Origin of the sequence: Pseudomonas sp. NPDC088322 (genome assembly GCF_044740745.1) — a bacterium.
Taxonomy (GTDB): domain Bacteria; phylum Pseudomonadota; class Gammaproteobacteria; order Pseudomonadales; family Pseudomonadaceae; genus Aquipseudomonas; species Aquipseudomonas shirazensis.
Map to the genome: position 1 here is coordinate 130797 of NZ_JBIURK010000008.1, position 15361 is coordinate 146157.

At 65.2% G+C, this 15361-nt stretch carries 8 protein-coding genes; all 8 read right to left on the reverse strand.

What is annotated here, in order from left to right:
* Positions 1–15 precede the first annotated feature (15 nt).
* Positions 16–7917: an Ig-like domain-containing protein gene (locus tag ACIOAU_RS20615; RefSeq protein WP_401184321.1), complete on the reverse strand. Its 7902-nt coding sequence runs from the start codon at positions 7915–7917 to the stop codon at positions 16–18.
* A gap of 127 nt (positions 7918–8044) precedes the next feature.
* Positions 8045–8629 carry a phage tail protein gene (locus ACIOAU_RS20620; RefSeq protein ID WP_101322212.1) on the reverse strand — a complete coding sequence of 195 codons (585 nt, stop codon included), beginning with the start codon at positions 8627–8629 and terminating at the stop codon, positions 8045–8047.
* A 60-nt stretch (positions 8630–8689) separates the two neighbouring features.
* The gene (locus ACIOAU_RS20625; protein ID WP_401184324.1) at positions 8690–9178 is read right to left on the reverse strand and encodes a GNAT family N-acetyltransferase; all 489 of its coding nucleotides are present in this window, start codon (positions 9176–9178) and stop codon (positions 8690–8692) included.
* A gap of 173 nt (positions 9179–9351) precedes the next feature.
* Positions 9352–10335 (reverse strand): sulfotransferase family protein, encoded by a 984-nt coding sequence (locus tag ACIOAU_RS20630; protein WP_401184327.1) that lies wholly within the window; start codon positions 10333–10335, stop codon positions 9352–9354.
* Positions 10323–11123 carry an aspartyl/asparaginyl beta-hydroxylase domain-containing protein gene (locus ACIOAU_RS20635; RefSeq protein ID WP_401184330.1) on the reverse strand — a complete coding sequence of 267 codons (801 nt, stop codon included), beginning with the start codon at positions 11121–11123 and terminating at the stop codon, positions 10323–10325. The genes ACIOAU_RS20630 and ACIOAU_RS20635 overlap by 13 nt, the downstream gene beginning before the upstream one ends.
* A 27-nt stretch (positions 11124–11150) precedes the next feature.
* Positions 11151–13247, reverse strand: a complete 2097-nt coding sequence (locus tag ACIOAU_RS20640) for a biotin/lipoyl-binding protein (RefSeq protein ID WP_401184333.1) — start codon at positions 13245–13247, stop codon at positions 11151–11153.
* On the reverse strand, positions 13244–14557 hold the full coding sequence (locus ACIOAU_RS20645; protein ID WP_401184336.1) for an efflux RND transporter periplasmic adaptor subunit: 1314 nt from the start codon (positions 14555–14557) through the stop codon (positions 13244–13246). Before ACIOAU_RS20645 ends, ACIOAU_RS20640 begins: the two co-directional genes overlap by 4 nt.
* A complete protein-coding gene (locus tag ACIOAU_RS20650; RefSeq protein ID WP_150571271.1) occupies positions 14554–15336 on the reverse strand; it encodes an efflux RND transporter periplasmic adaptor subunit in 783 nt (260 codons plus the stop codon). The genes ACIOAU_RS20645 and ACIOAU_RS20650 overlap by 4 nt, the downstream gene beginning before the upstream one ends.
* Positions 15337–15361: the final 25 nt, after the last annotated feature.

A 15361-nucleotide genomic window follows, 5' to 3' on the forward strand; every position in this document is an offset into this window, starting at 1 on the left:
TGACTGCTTGCCCGCTCACACCTGAGGTACGCGTGCGTTGATCTGCCCCAGCGCCTGCGCCAGTTCCCTGGTCGGGCGTTGTTGATTGTCGGTGATGCCTTGTAACTGTTGGCCCAGGCTTGGCGCCGAGGTCATGCCCCTGCCCGCCCCGCCTTCGCCGCCCTGGCGCCACGGCTTGCCGCCGCTGAGTTCGTACTGGCCGCCGTCGTCGGGCATGGTCTTGCTGAAGATGCTGGCCAGGCTGCTGCTGCCGAACGCGTTGCCGTCGCTGCCGGCCAGGCCGAATACACCGCCAGTGGCCGGCGTGCCGCTGCTGCTGGCGAATACCTGCGCCAGGTAGCTGGGCGCCAGCGCGCCGTTGTGGATAAAGATACTGCCCAGCGTGGCTACGCCGTTGCCCAGGGTCGGCACCTCGAACAGCGGTGCTGGCAGCAGCGGCGAGCGTGCGTCCATCGACGTCGCCAGCGGCACCTGCGGCACCAGCAATGGCTGCGCAGGTGCCAGCGGGCTGACCCCGGCGTTGGCGCGGAACTCGGGGTCGCCGTCGTTGGCGACCATGCTCTGGCCCTGGCTGCTGAAGCCGCCGCTGATCGGGTTGCCGGCGTTATCGGTAATCGTGCCGGCCGTGCCGTTGAGCGCCAGCGCCAGGCTGCCGGAGCCGCCCGTGCCGATAACATTGACCTGCCAGGTACGCGCATCGATCTGCACCAGCGACTGCAGGCTGCCGCTGGCGTTGCCGGTGGTGAGCAGGCTGAAGTCGGACAGTTGCACGCCGTTGACGGCTTCGCTGAAGGTCACGGTAAAGCTCATGCTGCCCGGCGCCGAAGGCGCGGCGACGATCGACTCGACCTGCGGCGCATCGGTATCGACGGTCACGCCGCTGCTGTCGGCGACATTGTTCAGGGCCAGTTGCATGGCGTTGCCGGCGGCATCGCGCAGGCTGCCGCCGTTGCTCGACAAGCCGACCACCTGAATGCCGTTGGCGTCGTTGTCGCCGGCTTGCACGGTGTACTGGAACACCAGCGTCGAGCTACCCGAGCCGGCGACATAGTTGGCGAATACGGTGCGCCCGCCGATATCCAGCGCCAGCTGCGGCGTGCCGTTGACCAGCACGGTTTCGCTGGTGTTGACCACGAACGACAGGTTGTCGCCGGCGCTGTAGGTAACCCCGACCGGGACCGTCACGCCAGTGGTGACTGGCGCCACACGGTCGACGTTGTAACCCCCGCCGGTGATGCCGCCGCTGAGGGCGTTGCCGGCCTGATCGGCAATGCCGCTGGCAGCGCCGTTGAGGTTCAAGCTCAGGTTGCCGCTGCCGCTGATGCCACTGACGGTGACCACATAGGTGTTCGCATCCAGGCGTTGCAGACTGCTCAACGTGCCGCTGGCGTTGCCGGTCGCGAGCAGGGCGAAGTCGGCCAGGTCGACGCCGTTGACCGCCTCGCTGAAGGTCACGGTGAAGCGCACGCTGTCGGGGGTGTTCGGTGAACTGTCGACGCTGCTGACGGCTACGGTCGGCGCGCGACTGTCGACCGCAAAGGCATTCGAGACGCTGCTGCCAGCGCCGCTGTTGCCAGCCTGATCGGTCACGCCGGCGTTGTTCAGGCTGACCAGGTTGCTGGCAGCCTCGACGCCTGCGGTGGGGGTCAAGGTTGCGGTCCAGGTAATCCCGCCGTCGCTGCTGGACAAGTTGGTAAGTGCGCCATTGGTGACGCTGAAGTCAGCCAGCGTCAACCCGCTTACGGGCTCGTTGAAGGTGATTGTGACCAGGCTGCTCTCACCACCGGTCAGCGTGCTGTCGGCGACCACGATGGTTGCGTTGGGGCGCACGGTGTCGATGCTGAACGCCGGCGAAGCGCTGCTGCCGGTCCCGCTGTTGCCTGCCAGGTCGGTGTAGCGGCTGTTGTCCAGGCTGATCAGGTTGCCGGCTTGCTCGACATTACTGGCGGGAGTGAACGTCGCCGTCCAGGTCACGCCGCCATCGCTGCTGGAAAGGTTGCTCAGTTGGCCATTGCTGACGCTGAAATCATCCAGCGTCAAACCGGTCACCGCTTCGCTGAAGGTGATGGTCACCTGCGAGGTCTGCCCTGCCGTCAGTACCGAGTCGGAAAGGACGATGGTCGAGGTCGGGCGCTGAGTATCGACGGCGAAGGTATTCGAGTCGGTACTGCCGATGCCGCTGTTACCGGCCTGGTCGGTGACCCCAGCGTTGTTCAGAACAACGACGTTGCTGGTGTTGGCGATGTTACTGGTCGGGGTCAGGGTGGCAGTCCAGGTAACCCCGCCATCGCTGCTGCTCAAATTGCTCAGCAGGCCAACGGTGACGTTGAGGTCGGCGGTGGTAAAGCCGCTCACCGCTTCGCTGAAGGTGATGGTGACTGTCGACGTTTCGCCGATGCTCAAGGCGTTGTCCGCGACTACGATAGTGGCGGTCGGGCGCTGGGTGTCGATGGCGAAATTGTTCGAGTCGGTGCTGCCGATGCCGGTATTACCGGACGCCCCCATCACACCGGTGTTGTCGAGGGTAATCAGGTTGGTACTGTCATCGACGTTGCTCGATGGCGTGAACGTGGCTGTCCAGGTAATACCTCCATCACTGCTGCTGACAGTGCTGAGCGTACCGTTGGCAATGCTCAAGTCGGCATTGGTGAAGCCGCTCACCGCCTCGCTGAAGGTGATTGTGACCAGGCTGGTTTCGCCGACCGCCAAGACCGTGTCGGCAACCACGATGGTGGCCGTCGGCAGCACGGTGTTGACGGTGTAGTTAGGCGAGTTGGTCGTGCCAGTACCGCTGTTGCCGGCCAGATCGGTGATGCCGCTGTTGTTCAGGGTGATCAGGTTGGTGCCGTCCTGTACCTGCAGCGTCGGCGTGAACAACGCCGTCCAGGTGATGCCGCCGTCGATGCTGGTTACATCGCTGAGGGTGCCGTTGGCCACGCTCAGGTCATCGTTGCTGAAGCCGTTCACGGCCTCGCTGAAGGTGAAGGTCACCAACGTGCTCTCGCCAGCGCTCAGCGCCGTGTCGGCCATGCTGATCACCGCAGTCGGGCGCTGGGTATCGACAGCGAAGGCGTTCGACTCGGTCGTGCCGCTGCCGTTGTTGCCGGCCAGGTCGGCGACGCCAGTGTTGTCCAGAACAATCACATTGCTGGTGTTGGAGATGTTGCTGTCGGGGGTCAGGGTGCCAGTCCAGGTCACCCCGCCATCGCTGCTGATGAAATTGCTCAGCTGGCCAACGCTGACACTCAGATCGGCCCGGGTAAAGCCGGTCACCGCCTCGCTGAAGGTGACGGTGACGGTCGACGTTTCGCCGACGCTCAGGGCGCTGTCAGCGACCACGATAGTCGCAGTCGGGCGCTGGGTGTCGATGACGAAATTGTTCGAGTCGGTACTGCCAATGCCGGTGTTACCGGACGCCCCCGTCACACCGCTGTTGTCCAGCGTGATCAGGTTGCTGCTGTCCTCGACATTGCTTGTCGGGGTCAGTATCGCGGTCCAGGTGATGCCGCCATCACTGCTGCCGAGCCCGCTCAGGCTGCCGTTGGCAACGCTCAGGTCGGTGAGGGTAAAACCCGCCACCGCCTCGCTGAAGGTGATTGTGACCAGGCTGGTTTCGCCGACTGCCAAGGCCGTGTCGGCAACCACGATGGTTGCGGTCGGCAGCACGGTGTTGACGGTGTAGTTAGGCGAATTGGTCGTGCCAGTACCGCTGTTGCCGGCCAGATCGGTGATGCCGCTGTTGTTCAGGGTGATCAGGTTGGTGCCGTCCTGTACCTGCAGCGTCGGCGTGAACAACGCCGTCCAGGTGATGCCGCCGTCGATGCTGACTACATTGCCGAGGGTGCCGTTGGCCACGCTCACGTCAGAGTTGTCGAAGCCGTTCACAGCCTCGCTGAAGGTGAAGGTCACCAGCGTGCTTTCGCCAGCGCTGAGCGCGGTGTCGGCCATGCTGATCACGGCAGTCGGGCGCTGGGTGTCGACGGCGAAGGCGTTCGACTCGGTAGTGCCGCTGCCGCTGTTGCCGGCCAGGTCGGCGACGCCAGTGTTGTCCAGAACAATCACATTGCTGGTGTTGGAGATGTTGCTGTCGGGGGTCAGGGTGCCAGTCCAGGTCACCCCGCCATCGCTGCTGATGAAATTGCTCAGCTGGCCAACGCTGACACTCAGATCGGCTCGGGTAAAGCCGGTCACCGCCTCGCTGAAGGTGACGGTGACGGTCGACGTTTCGCCGACGCTCAGGGCGCTGTCAGCGACCACGATAGTCGCAGTCGGGCGCTGGGTGTCGATGGCGAAATTGTTCGAGTCGGTGCTGCCGATGCCGGTGTTGCCCGCCTGGTCGCTGACACCGCTGTTGTCCAGGCTGATCAGGTTACCGGTGCTGGTGATATCTGCGTCGGGGGTGAAGGTCGCCGTCCAGGTAACGCCGCCGTCGCTGCTGCTGACGCTGCTGAGCGAACCGTTGGCGACGCTCAGGTCAACGTTGCTGAAACCAGTGACGGCTTCGCTGAAGGTAATGGTGACCAAGCTGGTTTCACCGGCCCGCAGCGCCGTATCAGCAACCACAATGCTGGCGGTGGGCCGTGCCGTGTCGACGCTGTAGGCCGGCGACGGTGCCGAGCCGGTGCCGGCGTTGCCGCTCAGATCAGCAACCCCCGCCAAGTTGACGCTGACCACATTGGCGACGCTGGTCGAGGCTGCGGTCGGGGTCAACAGCGCGGTCCAGGTGATGCCGCCGTCGCTGCTGCTCAGACCACTCAAGTCGCCGTTGGTGGCGCTCAGGTCGGCCAGGTTGAAGCCGCTCACGGCCTCGCTGAAGGTGATGGTCACCACGGCGGTCTGGCCCGCGAGCAAACTGCTACTGGAGAGGCTCACGACTGCCGTCGGACGCTCGGTATCGATGGCGTAATTATTCGACTCGGTAGTACCGACGCCGGCATTGCCGGCGGCGTCGGTGACCCCTGCGTTATTCAGGGAAATCAGGTTGCTGCTGTCGGTGGTGGCGCTGCTGGGCGTGAGCGTGGCGGTCCAGGTGATGCCACCGTCGCCGCTGCTGAGGTTGCTCAATACGCCGTTGGCCACCGTGAAGTCGCCAACGGTCAGGCCGCTGACCGCCTCACTGAAGGTGATGCTGACCAGGGTGGTTTCACCGGCCAGCAAGGTGCTGTCGCTGACAACGATGGTTGCGGTTGGCGGCACGGTCTCGCGCACGGCAACCACGACGTTGGCGACGCTTGAGGTCGCGCCGTCACCATCGCTGACGGTCACGCTGAGCGTGCGGCTCGCCTGGCCAATCGCGTTGCTGGCATTGCTGTTGTCGTAGGTCAGGTTGCGCACCAGCGCTTCGACCGCAGCGGCGTTGGCATTGGCGTTGAGGCTGACGACCAGGTTGCTGCCGCCGCTGCCGCCGCTGAGCGTGCCGATCACGGTGCCGCCGTAGCTGACGTTGGTGCCGCTGACGCCGATTTGCCCGACGCCGTTGCCTTGGTTGCGAATCGCCAGGCGATCTTCGCCCGGCGCGGCATTGCCCGAGACCGACACGGTCAACGCACCACCGGCAAAATCGGTCGAGTCGCTGTCGCTCACCGTAGCGTTACCGCCGGCATCAATCAGCACCGCGCCGCCACCTTGAGTGAAGGCGGCACTGTCGCCGTTGAGGTTGCCGATCACCGGCGCCGCATTCAGCGGCTGCACCACCACCAGCGCGGTGCGCGCGGTGCTGCCCATGTCATCGTTGACCTGCACGGTCACGCTGCGAGTGCCCGCGGTATAGGCCGGCGTGCTGTTGCTGTACTGCACTGCGGCCAGCACGGCGCGGTACTGGGCCAGCGTGGCGACACCGCTGAGGGCCAGTGTCGAGGTGCCCGAGCCGGTCACGCTGATGCCGTAGCTGGCAGCGGTAGCGAGCTGGCCGGCGCTGAGCAGCAACACTTCGTTGTTGCCATCGAGGCTGCCGCTCAAGCTAAGGCTGGCCCCGCTGACCTGGGTGTCGCCGTCGCTCTGGGTGATGACGATGTTCGGCAGCAGCGTCACCGCGCTGCCGTTGAAATCGACGCTGCTGTCGTTACCGCCTGTAGTGCTGTCGAGGTCGACCAGCGGTGCGCTGTCGTACAGCACCTCGTAGGCACCGATATCCACCGCGCCGCCGCGCGGGCGCTCGAAGCCACGCAGGTCGGTGGTGGGGGCGCCCGTACTGGTGCCCTGGTTGATCGCATTGCTGGCGCTGGCCGCCAGGCGCAGGTCGCCATTGGCGGCGTCGACGAAGTTGACGGTGGTGCCAATCAGGTTGGTGGTGTTGGTGTAGGCGGTGCCAGCTTGCAGATTGGCATCAACGCTGTTGACCGTATTGCCGCTGATGATGGTGTTCTGCACGGCGATCAGGCCCGTCGCAGTTCCCGTCCAGCCGAGGCCGGCGCTGCTGATGCCGCCCGCGCCGGTATAGGTAAAGACGTTGTTGGCAATGGTGCTGTTGACGATCTGCACCGTGGCCGAGTTCAGGATCAGGATCCCCCCTGAAGCTACTGTGCCGCCGCCGGCATGGGTACCACTGTTGTTGTAGATCGCAACGTTCTCGAGCACATAACTACCGGTGCCGGCCAGCCGCACCAACGAGCTCATGGCGGTTGCCCCAACGATCGTGCTGCTGTTGTCGTGCAAGGTGCTGTTGCGCAGCGTGATGGCGGTGCCCACCGCCGTGGTGGAGTTGATCACGGTGCCCGAGTTGTTCTGGAAGTTCGAGTCTTCAACCGTCAGCGCGCCGCCGTTGGCACGCAGGACGCCGCCGTTGATGTTTCCGGAAAACCCGCGAAAATCCAGATTGCGCACCGTCAGTGCGCCGGAATTAATGGCGAGGCCGGAGGACTCCAGCGCTTCACGCGAGCCGTTGTTGTTGACGTCACCACTGAGGATGATGTCGCCGACGCCGTCGCCGTCGACATCACCGTTGATGGTGATCGTGCTGGTCACGGCCAAGGCGGTCGCAGATGACCAGCGAATGGTCTGGCCCTTGAGGTCCTGGTGGAAGACGATGATGTCACTGCCGCTGCCGGCCGCTGAGCCATCCACCGAGACATCGCCGTTGGCGGCCTGGATGGCCTCGGCGAGCGAGACCTTGCCGTTGACCACGGTCGACGAAGCATCGGTGTCGGTGACGGTGATGGTTGCCAGCGAGGTAGTAAACGCCGACAGGTCGCCGCGCTGTACGCCAACCCCGCTGGCGACTGCGCCAGCGACGGTTTCCAGCTGCCAATCCTCACCGGCACGGTTGCCGGTGGAATCATTCGAGGCGCCGACATCGGCGCCGGTCAGGCGCGACACTTCGTTGACGAACTGCTGGCCCTCGGCGCCTGCGCCGGTATTGCAGGCGAAGAAGCGCACATCGCCGCCTTCGGCCAGGCTGGCACCGATGCGCGCCAGGTCGGCCGCATGGGCGTCTAGCTGATTGGTCCAGATCGCATCGCCGGCCAGGTAGATATAGCCCGCGTCGCCATGGCTGATGATATCGATCGAGGCAATGTCCTTGCGCCCGTCGAGGTAGTCGGCGATCTGCTTGAGGCCGTCCTTACTGTTGTCCAGCACCACCACTTCGACGCCTTCGGGCAGGCCGGCGATCAGCTTCTGGTAATCGCTGACCGCCGAGTCGATGAACACCACTTCATGGCCGCCGGCGACATCCGCCGATGCGGTGGCCGGCGCTGCTGTGGCAGGTGCGGGGTCATGCTCGCTGGCGGCATCCTGGCTGCTGGCCGGGTCGTGCCCCGCGGCAGCGGCTGCGGCTTCGACGGCCAGCGCCGCTTGGTCGGCAACCACCGGCACCGAGGCGTCGAACATCATGCGCGGTTCGAGGGCCTGAATCAGGCTCGGCGAACTCACGGAAACGGTAGGTGGGGTGGTGCGCGTGCCGCGTTTCCAGAATGCCATGATGTCCTCGCTCAGCCTTGTGCTGGTGTTTCCAGCCGGCCTCCTGACGAAAACCGGCAATGTCCTTGGGAAGTTCAGGGCGCCTGCCGCAGCACCCTTGCTGCGGCAGGCGCCGTACCAGCCGGGCTTAGTTGCGCGACGGGAAAATACCTTCGGTCGCAATGATCATGCTCACGCCCAGATAAGGGTCGCGCAAGCTGACCGGGATCGATGCGCCGCCAATCGTGGCCACCCCGGACAGTGGCGCCTGGAACGGTGCGAGCGTGGTCGTGGCGGCGCTTTCGCTGTAGATACTCACATTCACACCACTACCGTCGGCATCCACCGATTTGGCCAGCACACGGTTCGTCGCAGGCAGGTTGCTGTCAGCGTCACCGTTGGATACCGGCACAGCAACTGTGGCTCTCACCGCAGCCAGGTTGACTGCCATCGGCGGGAAGTTGTTCGCGGTGAGGCTCACCGATTCGCTGCCCGCTTTTTCGCCGATGTCGACGCCAGCCAAGCCAGGGCCTTGGCCGGTGCCGATCGGCGAACGACCGCGCAAGTCGGGCAAGCCGAAGGTGTTTACACCGTCGCCACCGTAAGCGGTGCCCAATAGAGAGAACAACGCCGTGTACTGCCGAATTGGCAGCAGTTGCCCCTGGCAGAATGCCCAGCCACGTGGCGCGAAATTGCCGGCAAACATTCTGACTTCACCAAGAAACGGATCCATTTACTGCGCTCCTTTGACTGCATGGGAAACCCGGGCCAGATGGCCCGCAAAAATGATTACTTACGCTGCGCTGAGCAAAGGTTGGCGCTGCATGTGCAGATACAAGCCGTCATCCGCGCTCGCTTGAAAACCGTGACGCAGGTACAGCCGCTGTGCCGGATTGCCGGCCAGCACTTGCAGGCTGACGAGCAAGCCGCTGGCATCGGCGCGGGCCAGCCATTGGCCGAGCAGCCGGGTACCGATGCCCTGCCCTTGCCAGGCCGGCAGCAAACTGATGTCGATGATGTGCAGCTGGGCTGCGCTCCAGTGCAGATAGGCGCGGCCGACAGGTTCACCAGCCGCCTCGATGATCATCTGCTGGGCGTCGCCATAGTGGCTTAGGTAGTGCTGCTGCTGAGCCGCGAATTGCTGGGCAACAAAGGCCTCGACCGCAGCCGCTGGCCAGCCCAGCTGGGCCATTTCAGCCGAGCGGGTGTGCGCGTACAGAGCACTCAGGAACGCCAGGTCGGCGTCCACACACGGACGAAGAGAAACCTCGGGCGATGACATGGCGGGATTGCTTCCGTGCAATGTTTCCCCAAGCCGGGGCGCGCTTCCATGATGGACTGTCAGACAATATGGGCGGCAGCGTAGCCGAACTGCCAGCCCGCCTGCTAGCGCAGAAGAAGCCAAATGCCACTATTTTATCAAACGCCTGTTTGAGGCCTTTTTGACACCTTGTTTCAGCTGCGCTGCAAGCGAATGGATTCCAAGGAAATATACGCATCAGCCGCCCAGCGAGTGACCGCCTGACGTACCTCGGGGCTGGCGTCATCCCGCTTGCGCTGGCTGTCCGCCGCGAAGGCCATGTACGGCTGCTTGGCATCGAATGCGGCAGTCTGCTGCAACTGCGCGTGGTCCTCGGCAGTGACCGCGAACAGCGGCGCGAGTCGCCCCCAACAGGCGTGCGGCAGCTCGTTGTAGTTGACCGCGACCGCACCGTGGCGCTGGCACAGCTCAAGGCCCGCGCACAGCACTTCGGCGATCATCCGGCAGGTGTACTGCAGCGGGTCCAAGCCTGCTGCGTCCGGCAGCAGTTGATCCAGCGCGGTCACGCCGAGCAGGCCTGGCACCCGCTGCATGCCGGCCTGACGCATCTGCGAAACGACGATTTCCAAGGGGTCGCGGTAGAGAAAAATCCGTGGTGTGTCTGGGTACAACGTGCACAGTTGCGCGCCCTCGAACACGTTCCAGGCATCCAGTTTGATCAGCAACTGCTGCTCGTCACCGCGGCGGCGCTGGCCATAGGCAGACAACAACGCCGACAGCGCGCGCGGCTGCCAGGCGCTGGCGTCGGCATCCACAAGATGCGCGCGCAGCAGGTTGTCCAGCGGTGGTGGCTCTGACAGCACGATGTTGCGCTCAAGCCCCGCCAGCAGTTGTGCGATCAGCGTCGAGCCACACCGCGAGGCATGAAACACCAGCGCGCTGGGACCGATGCCCGGGCTGCGCTGCTGCCAGTCGAGCAACGCCTGGAGGCCGGTTTCGCGGCGAAACGCCTGGTTGAACGGCAGGCGCAGCGCGGCATCGACGTCGTCACGCAAAAACGGTCTGGTCAGGCGCTGCTGGCCAAACCAGCACCAGTCAACCCGCCACTCGCCGGCGCGCTGCCAACTGCGGATCGGCAGCCAGCCGGTAAAATCCAGTTCGGGGTTCACACTCGCCATTGGTCGTTCCATGCTTGTTTGCCTTGGCGCATCGCGCTGCGCACGTCTGCCTCGGCGAAATACAGGCCCGCTGCGGCGCCCATCTGCCGGGTTTGTTCGATGAATGCCTGCGGCTCGGTCAGCGCCTGCAGGCTCGCGGCCAGCTCAGGCCGCGCCGTCAGCAGCAGCCTGAACTGGGCAAAGGCTTGCCCGGCGCGACTCGCCTGCAACTGCGGAGTTTGCTCAAGGCCTTGCTCGATCAGGCTGAGCAAGGCTGGCGTTGGCTCGCAGTCGAGGACCAGATTGATCCGCTCGGCCTCGCTGCAGTTGTCGACCCGATGCGGCCGCGACAGGTCGAGGAACCAGCATTCACCAGGCTGCATCGGCACCTGCTGGTCATCGAGCAAAAACTCCACCCCGGCCGGGCTGAGTAACGGTACATGCAGGCGCAGGCAGCCGTCGGGGCGACCAAGGTCAGGGTCGCGGTGCTCATGAATCCGCGCGCCCGGCCCCAGGCGCAGCAACCGCGCCGCGCGCAAATCACTGCCCAGGCTTTCGCGCAGGCTATGCCAGGCGGGCTCGTGCTGCCAGGTCTGCTGCTGCACCGGCGCACCGGCACCGGGCGCCAGCGGCAGGTGCGCATCGGCGGCGGCGATCAGGTCGATGCCACTCCAGTCACCCTGGTGATAAGCGGTGTTGAAGTGGCCTCGCCAGAGGCCACTGTCGACTTGCGCCAGGGCCTGCAACAGCGCCGCCAGATCTATCGCCAGCGGCAACCGCGAACACAGGGGCAGCGGGACTTCAGGCATGGTCACTCCTTACCGTTGAGCACAACTCTAGAAACCGCTTTCGCGCACACCCAGCGCTGCCAGGCGTCGCCACAGACCACCGAGCAACGACTCGCCAGCACCCTCCAGCACCACCACGCCGCGCCGTGGCTGGTCGACTTCCGCTATGTCACTCAGCGGGCTCAGGCGCACGCCATATTGGGCCTGGACCGGCTCGGCGCGGTGCTGAGTGTCGCGGCGTACGGCAATCGGGCCGTGATGATCGGAGGTGAGCGCTTCAAGCTCGACATACCTAACGCCGGTGGCGTCGATTGTGTCCAGACGCACCTCGATAGCCGCCCGCGCCGGATCATCGGCAATGAAGCGCCCGGTGCTGCCAGGCGCGACCCGCCACAGCGAGGCTTCGGCCAGATAACCCCGCAAGCGCACGCCAGGCTCGACGATTCGGCCGAGGGTCTGGCTCGGGCTGAGCCACAGCCCGGGCGTCAACTCAGGCGGCAGGTCGCGCATTACCCCCGCTTGCGGCGCGCGGATCTGCAGGCGCTCGCGCTGAGCCGCCAGGCCGCGGTACTCGGCGACCGCCTCGGCCAGTTGCTGCTCCAGAATGCCCGCATCACCTGCGGTTTCGCTGCGGCTGGCCTGACGCCGTGACAGCAACTGCAGAATCTCGATTTCCCGGCGTACGATCACCTGCCGTGAATCCAGATCGGGCGACTCCAGTTCCAGCAGCAACTGGCCTTGGCTGACTACCTGGCCATCCTGCACATGCAGCGCGGTCAGGCGGGCGGCGACCGGCGCGTGCAATGCCGAAGTTCGTGAGGCTTCCAGCACTGCCGGCACTTCGACTGCGGTGCGCCACGGCAGCACCAACACCGCCAGCACGGCCAGCAAACCGGCGCCTAACCAGAACAACTTGTGCGGGGTCGCCTGAGCGCGCCGCTGCCACCAGTGGCGCAGCTCTTTGTACACCGGCAGGCCGATGAACCAGACCAGCTCCACCGCCATCAGAAATATCCCCAGCACCTTGAAGAACAGGTGATAGACCGCCAGGGCGATACCAAAAAACAGCACTGCGCGCCAGATCCACGAGCAGTAGCCCCACACCAGCAAACGTCGGCGCATCAACGTCGGCCACGGCTCCGGCGCAGGGTCGCCGTAGCCGAACAGCGTCTCGCGCAGCTGCCAGCGGCACAACGCAAACGAGCGGTTCTGCAGGTTCTCCACGCCCCACAGGTCGCTGACCAGAAAATATCCATCAAAGCGCATGAATGGGTTCAGGTTGATCAGCAAAGTCGTCACCCAGGTTGCAGTGGCCAGCATGAATGCCGCCGTGCGCGCCGGTCCGTCCGGCAGCAACGACCAGGCCAGCAGGGCCAACACTGCCAGCACCAGTTCGGCAAACACGCCACCGGCATCGATCAGCAAGCGCGAGCGACGGTCACTGACCCGCCAGGCATCGCTGACATCGGTGTAGAACATCGGCAGCAACACCATGAACGCCAGCCCCATGCTCTGCACTCGACAGCCCGCGCGCTTGGCCATGAACGCATGGCCAAATTCATGCAGCAGCTTGGCGAACGTCAACGCCACGCCAAACGCCAACACCCCGCCGAAGCTGAACAGGTGCGGAAAGGTCGCGATAAATCGCGACCAGTCACGCATCACCAGAAACAGGCCGAGGATGAACAGCAGCGGCAGGCAATAGCGCAGGATCCAGCCACCATTACGCTCAAGCACTGGCCAGGCACGATTGAGGAAAGCATCCGGACGCCACAGCGGGATGCGGAAAAACAGGTACTGGTGCAGCACCCGGGTACCCAGGCTCTGCCGGCTACCGGCGGCCTTGAGGCCATAGCTGGCGCGCTGGCGCGGGTCGAGTGCGGCGATCAGGTCGTGCTGGCCAAGAAATGTCAGCAGCTCATCCAACAAGCCTTCCTGCAGGGGGATCCCTGGCTCGGCATTGGCAGCTGCCAACACCCGCTGCGGATCACCCAGCGCCCAGTGCCGCAGCAACCGCACCGCCGGGCTGCCCAACTTGAAATAACGCCCGCGCAGCGGGTCGGCCAGGGTCCATTGCGGCGCGCCATCGAACGCCGGGGCGGCCGCTGACAGCTGCAGGTCTGCACGCAGTGCCGGCAGCATCAAACACCCAGCCCTTGGCGCAGCGCGGCCAGCGGTTTACGCAGCAGGTAATACACCAGCGGCGCCCGCGCGCCATAAAGCTTGGCTGTGCCGCGCAGGCCAATGCGCGGCGGGCTGTCGGCAAAACTTGCATCCAGCCGATAGGCCAGTTGCCCGGCGGCGGTCAACTGCGCTTCATAGGCCGCACGTTCCAGGCTGGCGACGTGACGCTGCAACGGGTCACTGTCGAGAAACAGCGCCACTTCAGCGCCGGGCTGCAACGCGATGGCATCGCCCACCGGCAGCTCCATACGAAGCTGCGCCTGATTGGGGTCGGCAATCTGCATCAGCCGTTCACCGGTCTGCACCGGCTTGCCAGTCCAGCGCTCGGCATCGGCAAATACCGCGATGCCGGCGCGTTCGGCGCGAATCTCGCTGCGCGCCAGCAGTTGCCGGGCATAGTCGAGCTCGGCGCGTTTCTGCTCTACCCGCGCGGCGAGCAGATCGAGGCGGGCATTGGACTGCGCATCGGAGAACGCACGCTGGGTGCTGGCCTTGAGTTCAGCCTCGGCCACGTCCAGCGAGCGCTCGGCGACATCGGCCTGGGCCTTGAGGGTGGTAGCGTCGAGCCGCGCCAACAGCTCGCCCGCCTCCACCCGCTGGTTGGGTTTGACCAGGATCTCGGCCACCACCCCATCCAGCGGCGCGGCCACCACACGGCCGCCCAACGGCACCACTTCAGCGGGGGCCAGCACGGCCTGGCGCACCGGTACCAGTAGCACCAGCAAAGCTGCGCCAAGCACCATGGCAATGCGCCGCCGTGGCCAGCGCAGCCGCCACGGCTTGCCCGGGCGCAACGCCAACCAGGCATGCGCGTATGTCTCGGCCAGTTGCCCGAGCAAGGTCAGCTCGGCCTCGCTGAACGGCTGCTCGCGGGCCAGCCAGAGGCCACCGAAGGTTTCCCCCTGGCGATCGTTCAGCGGTAACCAGCAGGCGTGGGCGGCTGACAGCGCCTGCCACCCACCGACCGTCTGCTCGTCCAGCTCAGCCGGATCAACCGGCCCGGCCTCGGCGCCACGGCTGTGCAAGCTGGCGGCGGCGCGCTCGACGAACGCCACGAACGGCGCGTTGGCCTCGACCACGCTGATGCCGGTCAGCGCCTGCACCTTGCCCGCGATCAACAGCGCGGCATGGCGAAAACCAAACAAGGCCTGGCCATCGTTGACCATGGTGAAGCCCAGCTGCTCGGCCGTGGCCGCCTGCCGGGCCTGGCGCTGCAAGCCGAGAAATACAGCGAACGCGCGCTCGACAGCGCCGCCCGCCGCCGCGGTCATTGCAGCTCCGCGAAGTGCGCCGAACCGCTCATGCCCGCCAGCAACCCGGGGGCCTGTTGCGGCAATGTGCCGATCAGCAGCAAGGTCTGGCTGCCTTCATCGATGCGCGCGCCAACCCGCTTGACCTGGGCCTGCAGCGGCTGGCCGGTTTCATCGGGGACGAACTCAAAGGCTTGCCCAGGCTTGAGCCGGCCGAGCCAGCGCGACGGCACCAGCAACTGAATTTCCAGCGAGCGGTTGTCGACCACTTCCAGTAGCGGCGTGCCGCTGGCGACGCTTTCGTGCGGCTGGGCGCGGCGCTGCACCACGCGGCCATCGAACGGCGCGGTGATCACGCAGCGTTTGACCTGCACCTGGTAGACCTGCGCCTCGGCCTGCGCCTGCGCTTGCTTGGCTTCGGCCAACGACACGGCAAACTGGCCGACCGACTTCAGCGCGGCCAGTTGCTTGTTGTGATTGAGTTCTTCGCGGGCGGCGCGCACGGCAGCCTGAGCGGCATTGAGCTGGGCTTGATAGGCGCTGCAATCGAAGCGCGCCAGCACACTGCCCTTCTGGAACGCTTCACCGTCGCCGTAAGGCATCTCGACGATGCGCCCGGCCAGTTCGCTCGACAGCACCGCCTGGTCGCGCGCCCTGAGCACGCCGCGGGCGCTGGCCGGTGCCGCTTGCGCAGTGGCCTGGGGCGCGTCCAGCAGCGGATCTTTTGCAGGTTCGCTGGCCAGCGCCGGCACCAGATACAACATACCCATAACCACGGCCAATCCAGCAGCACGACGCATGTTGCGCACTCCATTGCGAACTCAG